The sequence below is a fragment of the Vagococcus vulneris genome, from assembly GCF_003950515.1.
Taxonomy (GTDB): domain Bacteria; phylum Bacillota; class Bacilli; order Lactobacillales; family Vagococcaceae; genus Vagococcus; species Vagococcus vulneris.
In genome coordinates, this window is sequence record NZ_NGJS01000008.1 from 64,230 (window position 1) to 81,056 (window position 16,827).

The 16,827-nt window shown below is 34.3% G+C and carries 16 protein-coding genes and 1 riboswitch; of the genes, 13 read left to right on the forward strand and 3 right to left on the reverse strand.

The features are described 5' to 3' along the window. Positions 1-4: 4 nt before the first annotated feature. From CBF37_RS06820 to guaC, 13 genes are all read left to right on the forward strand, one after another. Positions 5-844, forward strand: coding sequence for a PSP1 domain-containing protein (locus CBF37_RS06820; protein ID WP_125984010.1), 840 nt, complete (start codon positions 5-7; stop codon positions 842-844). A gap of 1 nt (position 845) precedes the next feature. Beyond that, entirely contained in the window at positions 846-1,169 is a 324-nt protein-coding gene (locus CBF37_RS06825) for an initiation control protein YabA (protein ID WP_125984012.1), read from the forward strand. A 45-nt stretch (positions 1,170-1,214) separates the two neighbouring features. Continuing rightward, the gene (gene rsmI, locus CBF37_RS06830; protein ID WP_125984013.1) at positions 1,215-2,099 is read left to right on the forward strand and encodes a 16S rRNA (cytidine(1402)-2'-O)-methyltransferase; all 885 of its coding nucleotides are present in this window, start codon (positions 1,215-1,217) and stop codon (positions 2,097-2,099) included. A gap of 110 nt (positions 2,100-2,209) precedes the next feature. After that, complete coding sequence (locus CBF37_RS06835; protein ID WP_125984014.1) at positions 2,210-4,438, forward strand: coiled-coil domain-containing protein; 2,229 nt, start codon at positions 2,210-2,212, stop codon at positions 4,436-4,438. A gap of 21 nt (positions 4,439-4,459) precedes the next feature. Further along, on the forward strand, positions 4,460-5,938 hold the full coding sequence (locus CBF37_RS06840) for a glucosaminidase domain-containing protein (RefSeq protein WP_165866658.1): 1,479 nt from the start codon (positions 4,460-4,462) through the stop codon (positions 5,936-5,938). 108 nt (positions 5,939-6,046) lie between these two features. Next, positions 6,047-6,144, forward strand: a riboswitch (purine riboswitch). A gap of 55 nt (positions 6,145-6,199) precedes the next feature. Beyond that, a complete protein-coding gene (locus tag CBF37_RS06845) occupies positions 6,200-6,781 on the forward strand; it encodes a xanthine phosphoribosyltransferase (protein ID WP_125984015.1) in 582 nt (193 codons plus the stop codon). A 1-nt stretch (position 6,782) separates the two neighbouring features. Then, positions 6,783-8,087, forward strand: a complete 1,305-nt coding sequence (locus tag CBF37_RS06850; protein ID WP_125984016.1) for a nucleobase:cation symporter-2 family protein — start codon at positions 6,783-6,785, stop codon at positions 8,085-8,087. Between the two features lie 132 nt (positions 8,088-8,219). Then, positions 8,220-9,353, forward strand: a complete 1,134-nt coding sequence (locus CBF37_RS06855) for a 5-(carboxyamino)imidazole ribonucleotide synthase (protein WP_125984017.1) — start codon at positions 8,220-8,222, stop codon at positions 9,351-9,353. A 25-nt stretch (positions 9,354-9,378) separates the two neighbouring features. After that, positions 9,379-10,014 (forward strand): GntR family transcriptional regulator, encoded by a 636-nt coding sequence (locus tag CBF37_RS06860; RefSeq protein ID WP_165866659.1) that lies wholly within the window; start codon positions 9,379-9,381, stop codon positions 10,012-10,014. Positions 10,015-10,034: 20 nt separating this feature from the next. Continuing rightward, entirely contained in the window at positions 10,035-10,952 is a 918-nt protein-coding gene (locus tag CBF37_RS06865) for an aldo/keto reductase (protein ID WP_125984019.1), read from the forward strand. Positions 10,953-10,966: 14 nt separating this feature from the next. Next, positions 10,967-11,851 (forward strand): ABC transporter ATP-binding protein, encoded by an 885-nt coding sequence (locus CBF37_RS06870; protein WP_125984020.1) that lies wholly within the window; start codon positions 10,967-10,969, stop codon positions 11,849-11,851. Then, a complete protein-coding gene (locus CBF37_RS06875; protein WP_125984021.1) occupies positions 11,848-12,603 on the forward strand; it encodes an ABC transporter permease in 756 nt (251 codons plus the stop codon). Before CBF37_RS06870 ends, CBF37_RS06875 begins: the two co-directional genes overlap by 4 nt. A gap of 161 nt (positions 12,604-12,764) precedes the next feature. Further along, positions 12,765-13,742, forward strand: coding sequence for a GMP reductase (guaC, locus tag CBF37_RS06880; RefSeq protein ID WP_125984022.1), 978 nt, complete (start codon positions 12,765-12,767; stop codon positions 13,740-13,742). 42 nt (positions 13,743-13,784) lie between these two features. On the opposite strand, the gene yidA is transcribed toward guaC, so the two are convergent. From yidA to CBF37_RS06895, 3 genes are read right to left on the reverse strand one after another with little or no spacing between them, the layout of a single operon-like run. Then, positions 13,785-14,594, reverse strand: coding sequence for a sugar-phosphatase (yidA, locus tag CBF37_RS06885; protein WP_125984023.1), 810 nt, complete (start codon positions 14,592-14,594; stop codon positions 13,785-13,787). A 2-nt stretch (positions 14,595-14,596) separates the two neighbouring features. Further along, entirely contained in the window at positions 14,597-15,961 is a 1,365-nt protein-coding gene (locus tag CBF37_RS06890; RefSeq protein WP_240626678.1) for an HD domain-containing protein, read from the reverse strand. Then, on the reverse strand, positions 15,961-16,812 hold the full coding sequence (locus CBF37_RS06895) for a lipoate--protein ligase family protein (protein ID WP_125984025.1): 852 nt from the start codon (positions 16,810-16,812) through the stop codon (positions 15,961-15,963). Before CBF37_RS06895 ends, CBF37_RS06890 begins: the two co-directional genes overlap by 1 nt. Positions 16,813-16,827: the final 15 nt, after the last annotated feature.

A 16,827-nucleotide genomic window follows, 5' to 3' on the forward strand; every position in this document is an offset into this window, starting at 1 on the left:
TATCATGGTGGAGGTAGTCGGAGTTCGTTTTAAACCAGCAGGTAGAATTTATTATTACTCCCCTGAAAAAAACAAGGAGTATTTATATAAAGAGAAAGTGATTGTTGAATCACAAAAAATAAAAGAGATGGCAGAAGTTGCTATACCTTCTAAAGAGATGGCATTGTCTGATCTGCCAGATGAATTGAAGCCGATTATACAAACAGCAACGGCGAAGCAGTTAAGCAAGCTGATTGACAATAAAAAAGATGCAGCGGCTGCTTTTGTTGTCACTAAGCAAAAGATTACTGAACACGGGTTAAAAATGAAACTTGTCCAGGTAGACTATTCTTATGATCGTAGCAAAATGATTTTTAATTTTACCGCTGATGGTCGTGTCGATTTTCGAGAATTAGTCAAAGACTTGGCAGCAACTTATAAAACTAGAATTGAATTGAAACAAATTGGTGTCAGAGATGAAGCTAAATTTCTTGGCGGTATTGGTCCATGCGGAAGACCGTTATGTTGTAGTACTTTTTTAGGAGATTTTGTACCGGTATCAATCAAAATGGCTAAAGAACAGAATTTATCACTGAATCCGACAAAAATTTCTGGTGTTTGTGGCCGATTAATGTGTTGCTTGAATTATGAAAATGATGAGTACGAGCGTTTGAGACGTGAACTTCCTGATTTTGGCGAAGTCGTTGAGACACCAGAAGGTAAAGGAAAAGTTATCGGGTTGAATATTTTGAGTGAACTAATTAAAGTAAGGTTATTTCATAAAGAAACACCAATGGATTTTGATAGTGAAGAAATTACGAAATTAAGTGAAAATGAGAAACAACTTGATAAAAAGGGTGAATAACATGGATAAAATAAAGTTGTATGAGGAATTAGTTGAATTTGAAAATAAATTACAAACCATGTTAGTTCAAACAGGTGAGATGAAAAAGGTAGTTGATGTATTATTAGAACAAAATTTAAATTTAGAATTAGAAAATCAGCATTTGCGTGATAAAATCGAAAAGACAGAACTTCAAGAAGATGGCAAGCAGGAATTATCCAAATCTCGTTTGAATTTAGAAAAACTTTATGAAGAAGGATTTCACGTATGTAAAGATTTTTACGGATCACGTCGTGAAAATCATGAAGAATGTGTATTTTGTTCAAGTATGATTTATGGAAAATAAAACTGGCGGAGGAGACTCCAGCCAGTTTTTTTAAAGGAGAAAACTATGCAAGTACAACGAAGTTTTAAAGATAATCAGTCAGAAATTGGTATATTGTATTTAGTACCAACACCAATCGGTAATTTGGAAGACATGACCTTCAGAGCGGTCTCATGTCTGAAAGAAGTTGATAAAATAGCGAGTGAAGATACACGGAACACACAAAAACTATTAAATCATTTTGATATTGCCGTTAAACAAATCAGTTTGCATGAGCATAATTTTAAAGAGCGTGTTCCAGAGTTGGTAGGTATGTTGTTAGATGGCCTGACTATAGCTCAGGTTAGCGATGCCGGGATGCCTTCTATCAGCGATCCCGGTCACGAATTAGTTTTAGCAGCAATTGAAGCAAATATTAAAGTTGTCGCTTTACCTGGTGCTAGTGCAGGTATTACCGCATTAATTGCCTCAGGTATTACACCGCAGCCGTTTCTTTTCTATGGTTTTTTAGCTAGAAAAGCTAGTCAGCAAAAGAAAGAATTGCTAGAATTAAATCAACAGCATGCGACTATGATATTTTATGAGTCGCCATATCGAGTATTAAAGACATTACAGACAATGAAAGAAATTTTCGGAGAAAACCGCTTAGTCACTGTTTGCCGTGAACTGACAAAAATTCACGAAGAGTATGTGAGAGGAACAATCGCTGAATTGATTATACATTTTAGTCAGGCTGGTGTTAAGGGAGAATGTTGTATTATCGTTCAAGCATCTACGGAAGAAAATATACAAGATGAAACGGAAGAATATGGACTATCACTATCGCTTCCGGAGCATGTTGATTTATTGATTACGGAACAGTCGTTGACATCAAAAGAGGCAATTAAAGAAGTGGCAAAGATACGGCACATAAAAAAACAAGATGTCTATCGCCAGTATCATGATCAGTAGAAAGTGATTTCAAAAATTGTTGCATATTGTAGTCGTTATGCTATAATTTTATTGTGTATCTATCTGTCTTAAATTATACAGATTTTTGTAATATGAGAAGGAATTGAGAGGTGGAATTATTGTTTAATAATTGGTTGAAACGAGGTAAATCGAAGGACGACGATGAAAATAAAGTTGACGAAGACGCGCAAAGCCAAACGTCAAATAATTCATCAACACCTTTATCTGATTTAGATGACGAGTATTATTACTATTATTATGAAGAAATCGTAGATGAAGATGAAGAAAAACCTTCAATTCCAACTCTACAGGAAGAAGTTGATTTCGAGGTAATTAAAGAATCACTTGACCCAGAAAATCACCAAAATGAAACAGTTAACTATGATAGTTCTTATCCGTTTTATCAAGATGGTGATAATGTATTAAGTTATGACGAACTGGATGAGACACAACTGTTTACCAGTCAATCAGATTTATTAAGAGAAGAAAATAATCGCTTAAAAGAACAAATCAGTGAGATGGAAACCAAACAAAAACGCTTGGTGGACCAAGTCTCTATGGTCAGTGACTTGCAAGGAGAAATCGAAGAACTTCGTCTTGGTAGAAATGAACTTGCAAAATCAACTGAAGAAACAAATAAAAATTACCTTGAACAGCAGGCAACAGTTGCTCAATTAGAAGAAGAAAACGAATCACTCAGAACACAACTGACAACTGTTTCTAACGAGGCAACCGTTGATGCTGAAACGATTGAACAGCTTCAAAAATTCAAACAGCTTTGTGAGGAAAAAGATCAAACGATTGAAAATTTAATTTCTAGCAAAGAAAGTCAGCAAAAGGAATTTAATCAAGCAAATGATAATTTACGTTCGGCATTAAACGATAACGATGATTTGATGACTGAAAAGGTTGAACAAATATCATTACTTGAAAAATTACAATTTGAAAAAGATCAGACAATTCAGGAATTGGAAAGTCGTGTTGCTGAATTAACTAATCAAAAAGCAGCAGAATCAAGTGAAGCGGAAAGTAATTTAACAGCAACAATTAAAGAATTAAACGAAAAAGTTAGTGATTTAGAAAATAGTTTGCTTGAAAAAGATCAAACGATTACCGACCATGTAACTAATATAGAAGCTAAGAAACAAACGATTGCAGAGTTGACAAATCAAATCAACGTATTGACTGAGGAAAAAGATAATTTAACTCAGCAAATTAATGTAAAAGATAATGGAGAAACAGAAGCGGTTGAAAAACTAACGTTTGATCTTCAATCTCAACAGGCTAAAGTTGAACAGTTATCACAACAGATTCAGTCTTTAACTGATGAGAAGACTTCGTTGGAAAACCATGTTATTGAATTAGACAAGCAGAAAATAGATAGAGATCAAACAATTAGTCAATTAGAAGCGACGTTAAGTGATGCAAACAATGACAAAAAAGAATTAAATGAAAAAATTGAGGAATTATCTACTGATGGATCAACAGAAGTCGTAGGAACAGCAGAAATACAAAATAAACTAACTGATTTATCTGAAAAAAATGAGCAGTATGTAACTGAAATTGAACAACTGACAAGTCAATTAAAAGAATCAAATCAATTAATTGAGAAAAAAGAAGCCATTCAAGGGGAGTTAACTAGACAGATTACTGAACTTGGCAATCAAATAGATGAAATGAAAGTTTTAGAAACTGAGTTAACTAAAAAATATCAAAGTGAATTATCAACAGCAGAAAGTCAGAAAATAGCAGTGGCTGATATGGAACGGGAGCTTGCAAATATGAATGAAAATTACGAAGAACAAATGAATCAAACAGAAAAATTAGAAAAGGAACTTGCAGAATTAAAAGCTAATCAAGCAATGATTAATGATTTAGAAAAAGAAATTTCTGCAATGAAATCTCAACAACATCAAGTGAAAACAAGTTTATCTGAATTGAATAAAGAGAGAGAACGTGCACAACAACTAGAGTCAGAAGTACAATTATTAAGAAGTGAAATTGATCCAGATACACAATCATTACAGTCAGAGTTAGATCAAGTTAAAGCAGAATTAAGATTAGCTCAACAACAATTAAGACAATCAGATTCAATGAATCAATCTGATATAGCTCAAGTTATGCTGGAAGCACAAGCTCGAGCACGTCAGATTGTAGAAGTAGCTAATTATGAAGCAAAACGGAAAGTGTCTGAGGCTGAAACAGAATTAAGTGCGGTTAGTCAAGAAGCAAGAAATTATTACCGTAAACTTTCTCGAGCAAAAGCTGAGTCAGAAGTTATTTTTGCCGAATTGCTACGAAAATTAGAAAGTATCGGAGACGTTGACCGTTTACAATAATAAGTAAGGGTGAGAACAATTATGGTTAAACATAAAGTAATGAAGACGGTAGCTGTACTTTTTATCAGTACTACAGCTATCTCTTCTTTGGTTCCACTGTCCCAAGTTGTTTTAGCTAAAGATGCAGAGGACAGTGAAGTAAATTATATTCAAAGTAATAGTCACATCTTTAGTAAAAGCGAGAGAGCTACACCAGCCAAAGAAAAATTTGATGTAGTGGTTGAAAGTTCAGAAAACGATAAAAAAAGTGAAAATAGTTCAAAAAATTCTGATAGTGAAGAAGAGACCACATCTGCTAGCAGCCAAACTGAGCAAGGCGGCTCGTCAAGTAAAGATACAGAATCCTCAGAAGCCAGTAAAGAAACGGATAAACCGTCTGAAAGCAAGCCTAATATAATCACAAGCCGACCAAAAGATGTACCAACTGAAAGTGAATCGTCTGATGAAAAAAATAGTGAAAAAGAAGACGATAAAAAAGAGAAGAAAAAAGCTCAGCAACCTATTAGTTTTGCCAAAGTTCAATCAACAGTAGAATTTGTTGAAGAAATTGGTGAAGATGCACGTCAAATAGGACAAGAAAATGATTTATATGCGTCAGTAATGATTGCACAGGCCATTCTGGAAAGTGCCTCTGGTAATAGCTCACTTGCAAGAACTCCAAATAATAATTTATTTGGAATTAAGGGTGAGTTTAAAGGAAAGTCTGTCAGTATGGCGACATTGGAAGATGATGGTAAAGGCGGTATGTTTACAATATCTGCTAAATTCAGAAAATACCCTACTTATAAAGAGTCATTGCAAGATTATGCTACTTTATTGAAGGGTGGCCCAGATGGAGGTTCAAATTTTTATCGTCCAGCTTGGAAGTCTTCAACAAAAAAATATACGGAAGCAACTAAATTTTTAACAGGCAGATATGCAACAGATACAAGGTATCACGAAAAATTAAATGGTTTGATTGATACATATGAATTAACACGCTTTGATTCCAAAAAAGCTCTTAAAGAAACTGTAAAAAAAGATAAGGATACTGAAAAATTTATTAGTGATATTGCAGAAGATGTGCAAGATGTTGCGAATAAAGAAGATTTGTATCCGTCAGTTTTAATTGCAGATGCTGTAATGAAAAGTCAATCTGGTTATAATAGCTTAAGTCAACGAAATAATTTCTACCAGATAAAAGGTAATTATCGTGGAAAGAGTATTACAGTTGATACGGTATCCACTGATAAGAAAAAGAAAAAGCATAAACTTAAAGAAATTGATTATAAAGTATACCCTAATAAAAAAGAGGGCGTCGAAGATTATGTGAAAAAAATGCAAAATGATAAAAAATCATTTAAGGAATTTACACGATCAGAAAAGGACTCATATCGAAAAGTTACTGCTTATATGACTGCTAAAAATCGTGAAGATCGTAAGTATCATAAAAAATTAAATGGAATTATCAATACCTATGATTTAACTAAATATGATAAACAAGCAGATGATAAAAAATAATTCGTTTTTATTTTTGTTTGAACTGTTTTACCTTAAGGATAATAAATTATTATCCTTTTTTTATTAATAAAATGTCATTTTACTTTAAAAAAGTTCGTAAATGTGTATAATGGATATATAAATAAAACTTATATATGGTCATAATATGGTTGACCGTTTCTACCTGATACCTCAAATATCAGACTATAGGTAAAATACGGACAATTGAGCCGTTTTTTGCTTATGCAAAAAACGACTCTTTTTCTTTTTTAGGAGGAAGAAATGCAAGAGTTAAAAGAAATGATTGTGAAAAAAGGTATAGTTCTAGATGAAAATGTATTGAAAGTAGATAGTTTTTTAACCCATCAGATTGATGCATTGTTAATGGAAAAAATCGGCAAACGTTTTGCGAAACTATATCAAAACGCGGGTATTACCAAAGTTGTTACGATTGAAGCATCAGGCATAGCACCTGCGGTTTTCGCAGGTTTAGCGTTGAATGTTCCTGTTATCTTTGCAAGAAAGCAAAAAAGTCTAACGATGAATACTGAATTATTAACAGCTTCAGTATACTCTTTCACAAAACAGGTTACCAATGACATATCGATTTCTACAAAATTTTTAACGAGTGATGATTGTGTATTAGTTATTGATGATTTTTTAGCAAACGGCCAAGCTGCATTAGGTTTAATAGAGTTATGCCGTCAAGCAGGATCAGATGTTGCAGGCATTGGAATAGTGATTGAAAAATCATTTCAAAATGGCAGACAGTTGATTGAGGATAAGGGCTATCGAGTAGATTCGTTAGCGAGGGTAAAATCGTTAAAAGATAACAAAGTCGAATTCGTGTCTGAGGAGGAATAATATGCAAGAAAGTCATGGTAAATCGGCAATATTGGGGTTACAACATCTATTAGCTATGTATGCGGGGGCAGTTGCGGTTCCTTTATTGATAGGACAAGGATTAGGTTTTTCAACTAAAGAAATGACGTATTTAATTTCTATTGATATTTTTATGTGTGGTGTAGCCACATTACTGCAGCTGACAGTTACCAAATATACGGGAATCGGTTTGCCGGTTGTTTTGGGATGTGCCGTACAGGCTGTAGCACCGCTCATTCTAATTGGTTCTAAAAATGGTGTCGGAGCAATGTACGGCTCAATCATTGCAGCAGGAGTCATCATTGTTTTAATTTCAGGTTTCTTCTCGAAAATAAAACGGTTTTTACCGACGATTGTTACAGGATCAGTTATTATGGTAATCGGACTTACGCTTATTCCAATTTCGATTACAAAACTAGGGGGCGGTGATACAGGTTCAAAAAGCTTTGGAAATCCCCAAAATATTATGTTAGGTTTGTTAACTGTTGCTTTAATTGTGATTATCCAAATTTGGGGACGCGGTTTTTTTAAATCAATTTCTGTATTATTAGGCTTATTAATTGCAACAATTGTTGCGTATTTCTTAGGCGATGTATCATTTAGTGCAGTCTCAGATGCCTCATGGTTTCATTTTCCGCAATTTTTTTATTTTGGGAAACCAACTTTTGATGTGTCATCAATCGTGTTGATGACAATAATTTCTTTAATTAGTTTAGTTGAATCTACTGGGGTCTATTTTGCTTTAGGAGATTTAACAGGTAAGAAAATAACAGAAAGTGAATTAAAGAAAGGTTACCGAGCTGAGGGACTTGCAGTTATTTTAGGTGGCTTGTTTAATACTTTTCCCTATACCGGTTTTTCACAGAATGTCGGTTTAGTTCAGCTATCAGGTATTAAATCAAAACGGCCGGTCTACTATTCAGCGTTCCTTTTAATTGTCTTGGGTTTATTACCTAAAATAGGTGCGTTTGCACAGGTTATACCTGAATCAGTTCTTGGCGGTGGTATGCTGGTTATGTTTGGGATGGTTGCTGTTCAAGGGTTGAAAATGTTATCAACAACGGATATGAAGGATGAAAAAAATCTGTTAATTATGGTTTTATCAATAGGGTTGGGTTTAGGATTTAATAGTGTGCCGAATTTATTTGAACAATTTCCTGAAATTATCCAGATGTTTACTGGGAACGGGATTGTAATCACAAGTATTGTGGCTATTTTGCTGAATATAATATTTAATGAAATTTCACCGAAGGTAGCTTTAATTAGAAAACAGGCAGCATCAAGATAAAATGGTAGCAGTTAGTTGATAGACTAGCTGCTTTTTTATTGTTTAAATTGGTATATTAATACTTTACACTGTTCTTAGAGGTTGATAAGATGAATATATAAATTAAGATGATAAGAAAGTAGTTGAGTTATTTTGTCGAAAACAATTTTACCGGGTTCGACAATTGGTATAATCGGCGGCAAACATATCAGCAGAATGTTAGCTATTGCAGCTAAACAGATGGGATTGAGGGTTGTAATTATTGATCCGGATAAAGAGTGTCCGGCATCACCAATTGTAGATAGGCAAATAATTAGTGAAATTAATGATGAAATTGGTCTGTTAGAATTATCAAATGCGTGTGATGTTATTACATATGAATATGAGTCGGTTGATTCTACAGCATTAGATTACTTGGAAAAGATTGCTTATATCCCTCAAGGCACGATGGGATTATCTGTCACGCAAGATCGGATTCTCGAGCGGGAATTTTTAGATTTGCATTTAGTAAATATTGCACCTTACGAATTAGTTATAGTTATTTCAGATATTAAACAAGCGATAAACAAGTTTGGTTATCCATGTGTTGTCAAGAGTGCTAGAAGAAATCCGTATGAAGAGAATAATATTGTTATTTCTTCTGAAGCAGATATTGATCGAGCAGTACCTCTTATCCAGCAAGGCGCTTGTATAGTGGAACCTATCTTGGCAATAAAACGGGAATTATTTATGTCAATCGGTCTCAATCGTAATGGAGAGTATACTCTGTTTCCGATTGTTGAAACTATCTCAGATAGTGATAGTGAATTTAATAGTGTAGTTGCTTTTTTTGAATCTGATGATGTAACGGAAGATTTAAAAAATCAGATTTACTTAATTGCAAAAGCAGTTGCTTCAGAATTAAATGTTAGCGGTGTTGTTGGGATTGAATTGTTTCTAACTGAAGAGGACAATCTTTATGTTAATGAAGTATCAGCAAGACCACATGATTCAAGTCTGTATACGATTGATGGGTGTAATTTTTCAGAGTATGATGTCCATATTCGTGGATTATGCAACTGGAAATTACCCGAAATTTGGCATTATTTGCCTTCTGTCACTTTTAACGTAACAAACAGAAACCTTCAATTAATAACAAGTTTGATTAATAAAAAGCCCAATTGGCATTTTCATTTTTATGAAAGAAAGGAAAGCGAAATTGAGAAACTTTATGGTCATGTGACAGTTGTAACAGAAGATTTATCGGGGACATTGGAAGAATTGAAAAGTCTAGAAGTAATAAATTAGGGGATAGATGGGGTTGTTGTATAAGGTGAAAAGTAAACGAATTCAAAAAATTGCATATGATTATATTAAATCAAACGTAGAATCTGGCGTTTGGCGTGATGATGTTAAATTAGTAGAACAAGATATCTCAGACACATTATCCGTTAGCCGTACACCAGTTAGGGAAGCTATTAATGAGTTAGTGACGGAAGGTTATTTACATAAAGAGCCAAATAAAGGTGTCGTGGTTTGTAAGACTAAGATTTCAGCTAAAGAATTTTTAGAGCGTACACAATTATTAGAGTTGTTATTTTCAAGTTATCTGTTTCAATTAGAAGTAAAAAAGATTAATTTAGATTCAATAGTGAATTATGATTTATTGCGTAGAATTGATGACGAACGACGGGTAGAAGATAAGAAATTAGCATCTCAAGTATTTTTAGAATCGTTTTTAAGTGAATTAGATAATCGCGTGATGCGTCAGGTTATAATGAATAATTTTCGACAATTGTATTTAACTTTTTTTCCAACAGCGGACAATAATTTTTTATATGATGAAATGTCTCGCTCTTTCAGCCTATTAATTACTCATTTAGATGAAAAGAGATTTGATTTATGTCGTAAAGATATCAGAATATTTTTCAACCGTTTGAATTTAGAATTGATTGATCAGCAAATATAATAAGTACGGAGGAACTCAGTATGAATCAAATAGAATTAGGAAATAGTCAGTTGAATGTCTCACAAATTGGCCTGGGTTGTATGCGAATGAATCAACTATCGGTGTCTCAAGCTACAAAGATTGTGAGTCTTTGTTTAGATCAGGGAATTAATTTTTTTGATCATGCTGATATTTATGGGGATGGCGCCTCTGAAGAAATATTTGGCCGAGCCTTACAAGAAAATAGTATTTCTAGAAATGATGTTATTATTCAAACAAAATGCGGTATCAGAAAAGGATTTTACGATTTTTCAAAAAAACATATTATTTCATCTGTGGAAGGTAGTTTGCAGCGGTTAGGTGTAGATTATCTGGATTGTTTAGGTTTACATCGTCCGGATGCACTAGTTATTCCGGAAGAGGTAGCTGAGGCATTTTCTGAACTTAATAAATCTGGAAAAGTAAAACATTTTGGTGTCAGTAATCATAACCCGTATCAAATCGATTTGCTAAAAAAATATTGTGATCAGCCAATTGAATTCAATCAATTACAATATGGATTAATGCATGCAGATATCGTCAAATCAGGTTTAAATGTGAATAATCATATTGATTCTGCAATTGACCGAGATGGTTTTGTTTTAGATTATTCACGTATACACAACATGACAATTCAAGCATGGTCCCCAATGCAGTATGGATTTTTTGCAGGAGTTTTTGTAAATAATGAAAAATTTCCGGAATTAAATCAGGTATTAAATGAACTAGCGGAAAAATATCAGTCAACAGCTTCAGGTATAGCAGTTGCGTGGATAAATAAACATCCTTCCGATATTCAAACATTGATTGGTACGATGAATGAGGAGCGGATTAAAGAATTTTCTGCATCAACGACGGTTTCTCTAACAAAACAAGAGTGGTACCAACTTTATCAAGCAGCTGGTAATCAATTACTCTAAAAGGAAGTGATAATATGGATATTGAAGTCAGTCAACTGATTATGAAATATGGAAAACATCAAGTACTGGATATTCCAGAACTAATGTTAAGTAGAAGGGGTGCGTATGGACTTGTCGGAAAAAATGGTGCAGGAAAGACGTCTTTTTTTAAGTGTTTAACAAATATTATCACCTCCTATCAAGGGACAATTAAATTGAATGGTATGGACGTTCGCAAGCATAATGAGTTGTTGACGAATGTCGGTATTGTATTGGATGGTATGTCGGTTTATCGTGATCAAACGGGTTGGTTTAATATTGATTATTTTTCTAGATTACGCGGTGAGTTTAATCAGCAATTAGCAGAACAGTTGGCACTTGAACTAGAAATATCAGAATATTTAAATCAAAAGGTCAAAACATATTCTTATGGCATGATAAAAAAATTAATTCTGCTAATTGCTATTCTTCATCAGCCAAAATTTCTTATTTTAGATGAACCATTCAGAGGGCTCGACAGTGAAACTGTTTCTTGGTTTAGAATGTATCTTAAAAAATTAAATAGTGAAGGAATGACTTTGATTATTTCTAGTCATATAAAAGAAGATATTATTCAATTATGTGATACAGCACTTGTATTGGAGCATGGTAAAATAAAAGAAATTATTGATTTGACCTCGACTGATAGTATTTTGTTAAGAGACATCCGGACGACTAATCAGCCGGCATTTGAAAGTCTATTGAATTTAGCAGATTATCCTTATCAAAGAGTAGAGGATATCGTTCGTCTATCTATTTCAGATAATCATTGGTATGAAATCAAACAGAGAATGGCGGAGGAACAGATTGATATCGTCGAGATGATACCTGTTCATGCATTAGACGATAGCCTAGGAAAGCAGGGTGGTGTGAACAGATGACAGGGATGCTAATTTTTAAAGGAGAATTTTTTAAATATAAAAGAGATCGAAAGTATATTGTTACAACGATAGGACTAGCTGTTCTAAACATTATTGCTACAGTCTATTTTACTTATTTAATCGATCATATCAACCGACAAACATCACAAATTGGCGATATGGTTAATGGTATTTTCATAACTTTTTTTACTTTTTGTATTATCGCGAACTTTGTCTTTTTATTCTTCTATCCTTTTCATTTAATGGCAATGGATTATAAGAATAATGTCATGCCGTTGTTAATGGCTTCAGGTGTTAATCGAACTAAACTCTTTTTTTCTAAATTAGGAGCAACTTTTATCTGGGTTGTTTGTTTATCTATCTTTTTGGTACTGATCCCAGGTTTGATTGTATTATTTCGATTATCTCAAGACGTCGGTTTTATAAAAGTTTATGAAGTCATTATGGACTTCTTTCAATTAAACAATTTAAATTTTCTGGAATTATCAGGGATATTTATTTTAGAGTATATTAATTCTTTAGCGATTATTTCATTGTCTACAATCTTGATGAAAGGGCGCAACTTAGCTATTTTATTATATTTTATTTTTCGAATGGTTGAGTCGCTATTTTTAGGATCAATAAAACTCAGTGTGCTAAACATGAACTTAAACCAAACAGGCATGCTTATATCTTCTAATTTAGCACTTATCCTGTCTATATTAATAATTTCCTTAATTTCATTATATGCGATGAAAAAACAGAATTTGTAAGTAAAATCCGAACTAAATTTTAAGAAAAAGCAAGATTAGTTAAATTAATCTTGCTTTTTTTGTTTTAATAAGGTAGATTAGCATAGGGAACGAAATAGGTGTAGATTATTTATTTCGTTCGGTTTTTTGATTAAGGTAAGATGTCTAGGAGGAAAAGACAAATGAAAATTTTTGATTATGAAGACGTACAGCTTGTGCCGAACAAGTGTATTGTTGAAAGTCGTTCTGAATGTGATACGAGTGTCGTTCTTGGGAGCAAAACTTTTAAAATGCCTGTCGTACCAGCTAATATGCAAACAATTATCGATGAAACTATTGCCGAAAAATTAGCAAGTGACGGTTATTTTTATATAATGCACCGCTTTGATGAAGACGGCCGAATTCCTTTTATCAAATATATGCACAGTAAAGGTTTATTTGCGTCAATAAGCGTGGGTGTAAAACCGAATGAATATGAATTTGTCAAACAATTAGTAGATGAAGATGTCCTACCAGAATACGTCACAATCGATATAGCTCATGGTCATTCGGACAGTGTTATTAATATGATAAAACATTTAAAAGAATATCTTCCGGCAACATTTGTTATTGCTGGTAATGTTGGAACGCCAGAAGCTGTCCGTGAACTTGAAAATGCCGGTGCGGATGCAACTAAAGTCGGTATCGGACCTGGTAAAGTGTGTATCACAAAATTAAAAACTGGTTTTGGAACCGGTGGCTGGCAGTTGGCAGCCTTAAGACGATGCAGTAAAGCTGCACGCAAGCCTATTATTGCTGATGGCGGAATTCGTACGCATGGAGATATTGCAAAATCTGTTCGGTTTGGAGCGACAATGGTGATGATTGGCTCGTTATTTGCTGGTCATGAAGAATCTCCAGGTCAAACCAAAGAAGAATCTGGCATTCTTTACAAAGAGTATTTTGGCAGTGCATCTCAATTTCAAAAGGGTGAGCATAAAAATGTCGAAGGTAAAAAAATCTGGATTGAGCATAAAGGTGCATTACAGGATACATTAACTGAAATGCAACAAGATTTACAATCTTCTATATCTTATGCTGGCGGCAAAGATTTAGCTGCTATTACAAAAGTTGATTATGTTGTTGTAAAAAACTCGATTTTTAATGGCGATATATTCTAATAGAAAAAAGGCTTGAAACAATTAAGTTTCAAGCCTTTTTTGCTAGAGTACCCATTCTTCCAGAGCAAATGCTACGCCGTGTTCATCATTGGTTTTTGTTTCTCGGTCAGCAGCTTCTTTAACAGAAGGGACTGCATTGCCCATGGCAACACCGATTCCAGCAGCTTCAATCATAGATAAATCATTTTCATTGTCACCAATAGCCATAATTTCGTTACGTGCTATTCCTAATTTATCTGCTAATTCAAAGACTGCACCACCTTTAGAAGCTTCTTTATTTAGAATTTCTAAATAGAATTTATCGCTTTTAACGATTGTATATCGGCTATAGTATTCTTTAGGGATTTGTTTGATAGCATTGTCTAAGATGGCCGGTTCATCAATCATCATCGTTTTAATAATTTCAATTTCCGGAGTCATCTCATCAGGTGCATGATAACTTAAAGGAATACCTGTAATGGACGCCTCGTTAATTGTATATGGACTGATATTGCGATTAGCTGTATACATACGGTTAAAGTCTTGAACGTGAAAATGTACGCCTAATTTTCTTGATAGATATTCTAATTCAATGTAGTCATCATGTGTCATAGCATGTTTTAGAACAATTTCCTTTGTTCCAGTATTTTTAACGACAGCACCATTATAAGTAATTGAATAACTGTGTTTATTTTTTAAATCTAAATCATTAATGATGGCTTGAATTCCAATTGTTGGCCTGCCTGTAGCAATGACAATATTTACTCCTGCATCGGTAGCTTTTTTGATGGCTGCCTTAACTTCGGGAGTAATTTTTTTTTCCGAATTCAGTAGTGTACCATCAATATCGATAGCAACAAGTTTAATAGACATAATCACTTCTCCTTAGGGTTTTGTTTAATTGCTCCATTTTTTATATATGCATTAAAAAGAGCAATTTGATCTTCAAATAAAGTATAGGGTGAATAATTAGAGGTTGCAAGCATTTCCTTTGGGAAAAAGAAGCGTTGGTCGCCTTTTGTCTGTCCCGCCAGCGCTGCAACAAGGTCGCTGGCCTCAGATAATTCAGTCAACGAGTTATCATCGTTAATCAGTTCAATTTGAGTCCGCTGATGATTTTGGTTAGGTCGGTAAAAGTCATAAGGTAAGTCGTAGCTTGAGTTAACAGCTGTATAATTAACTGAGTCAAATCCAACCGTTTCGATAAGATGAGTCAACTCATCAAGAAATTTTTTGGTTTCGTCTGTAAAAGAAATAGATTTAAAAGGATATCGATATAAAAAGCGTTTTGCCAAGTCGCTGAGAATATCGTCTGAGTAATCTATCCACTGAGTAAAACTTGTGGTTAGAACACCATCATCTAATTTTAAATAATCATTTAGTGTGTATGTATTATTTAAAAAAGGTGTCAGCAGTGGTGAATAGGTGTCGAAAAAGAAAGAATCTTTTTGATAGAGAACTTTCGCACGGTTTAGTAAACGGTCTAAGACCACTTCCATCCCTCTTGCGACTGGGTGGAAATAAATCTGCATATACATTTGGTAACGACTGACAATGTAATCTTCAACTGCATGCATCCCGCTCATTTTAAAGGCAATACCATCTTCATAAGGCCGGATGACTCTTAAAATTCGTGTGATATCGAATGTACCATATTCGGTTCCGGTAAAGTATGCATCTCGAAGCAGATAGTCCATACGATCTGCATCAATTTGACTAGATATTAACTGCACAACTTGCGGATTTGGGTAAGTCTTTTGGATGACACTTGCGACTTTAGCGGGAAAATCTGAACTAATTTGTTTCAGAATACAATTTATCTCGGTTTCTTTCGAGGTAATAATATCTACTGTGAATTGTTCATGATTTGTTTTGAAAATACTTTCGAACGTGTGAGAAAAAGGACCGTGACCGACATCATGAAGTAAGGCTGCACAAAGTGTTACTAAACGTTCTGCATGATTCCAACCGTTGATTGGATCAGTGCTAAGCGGATAGTTGCGCTCGAAGTAGCTGCAGATTCGACGCGTAATTTCATAGACCCCTAATGAATGGCCAAAGCGAGTATGCTCTGCTGTATGGAATATTAGGGAGCTTGTACCAAGTTGTTTAATACGGCGCAGTCTTTGAAATTCTTTTGCATTAATCAAGTCTAAGATGAGCTGGTCATCTACTTGAATATAATTATGGATAGGGTCCCGAAATATCTTTTCCTTAAATGCTTTAGATTCAGTTTCCATCATGATTCCTCCTCTTGTCCGGCAGTCAGAATGCTATTACGTTGAGTCATACGCTGTTGCTGCTTAGTGTATTGTTCTTGCCAATCTTGACTTTTCAGGAAAGTAAAAAGTTCTGGAGAATCAAGAATTATTTTAGGGAAAATAGTTGAAATAGCTTTTTCTAGTCGGTAGATGACATCTGAAATAGTTAAATTTGTTTGAAGAAGGTCTTCTAAGTTTGCCATTGATTCTGGTCGCACAGGAGGATAGCCGTCTGTACCGAATTTTTCTGTTAGACCATTTAAATATAATTGGCGCACCAATTCACCTCTGTACTGTTGATTGCCGGTAACACTAAGGTAAATCATGACCGAAATACCCTGTTTGACCCGCCGTTGTGCAATTCCTGCAAATTTTTGCCCTTCAATACTAAGATCAAAGTCTCCTGGACAGTATGAGTCGCTTACTTCATGAGCATCAATCTGGTGGTTGAAGTCAGCAAATGCAGTGTCGATAATCTTTTTCATTAAGGTATAGCCATCATCGATTGATTGTTCCTGCTGTTCAAAATATTCAGGGATAATAAGTGAGAAATTTAAGACACCGTCATCAGCTACTACGGCTAAACCACCGGAATTTCTAACAACAGGGTAATAATTTGCGTTATAAACTGTTGCTAGACCAGCTTGTAAGTGGGGGAGTCTTGTGTCTTTCATTCCTAAAATAAGACAATCGGACATTTGCCAAAAATGAAAGATAATTTGTTTAGTGCGTCCTGCAAACGCAGTTAGTAAATCTGTATATATAAATGGATCAAATCGTTCTTTCTGAGATAGGCATCCTTGATTAAAAATATTTCCTTTTAAGTTCATTGTATAACGTACTCC

Bases quoted from the DNA above. Each gene is read 5' to 3' on its own strand.
- CBF37_RS06820 (WP_125984010.1), top strand. From the start codon at position 5: ATGGTGGAGGTAGTCGGAGTTCGTTTTAAACCAGCAGGTAGAATTTAT.
- CBF37_RS06825 (WP_125984012.1), top strand. From the start codon at position 846: ATGGATAAAATAAAGTTGTATGAGGAATTAGTTGAATTTGAAAATAAA.
- rsmI (WP_125984013.1), top strand. From the start codon at position 1,215: ATGCAAGTACAACGAAGTTTTAAAGATAATCAGTCAGAAATTGGTATA.
- CBF37_RS06840 (WP_165866658.1), top strand. From the start codon at position 4,460: ATGGTTAAACATAAAGTAATGAAGACGGTAGCTGTACTTTTTATCAGT.
- CBF37_RS06845 (WP_125984015.1), top strand. From the start codon at position 6,200: ATGCAAGAGTTAAAAGAAATGATTGTGAAAAAAGGTATAGTTCTAGAT.
- CBF37_RS06850 (WP_125984016.1), top strand. From the start codon at position 6,783: ATGCAAGAAAGTCATGGTAAATCGGCAATATTGGGGTTACAACATCTA.
- CBF37_RS06865 (WP_125984019.1), top strand. From the start codon at position 10,035: ATGAATCAAATAGAATTAGGAAATAGTCAGTTGAATGTCTCACAAATT.
- CBF37_RS06870 (WP_125984020.1), top strand. From the start codon at position 10,967: ATGGATATTGAAGTCAGTCAACTGATTATGAAATATGGAAAACATCAA.
- CBF37_RS06875 (WP_125984021.1), top strand. From the start codon at position 11,848: ATGACAGGGATGCTAATTTTTAAAGGAGAATTTTTTAAATATAAAAGA.
- guaC (WP_125984022.1), top strand. From the start codon at position 12,765: ATGAAAATTTTTGATTATGAAGACGTACAGCTTGTGCCGAACAAGTGT.
- yidA (WP_125984023.1), bottom strand. From the start codon at position 14,594: ATGTCTATTAAACTTGTTGCTATCGATATTGATGGTACACTACTGAAT.
- CBF37_RS06890 (WP_240626678.1), bottom strand. From the start codon at position 15,961: ATGGAAACTGAATCTAAAGCATTTAAGGAAAAGATATTTCGGGACCCT.
- CBF37_RS06895 (WP_125984025.1), bottom strand. From the start codon at position 16,812: ATGAACTTAAAAGGAAATATTTTTAATCAAGGATGCCTATCTCAGAAA.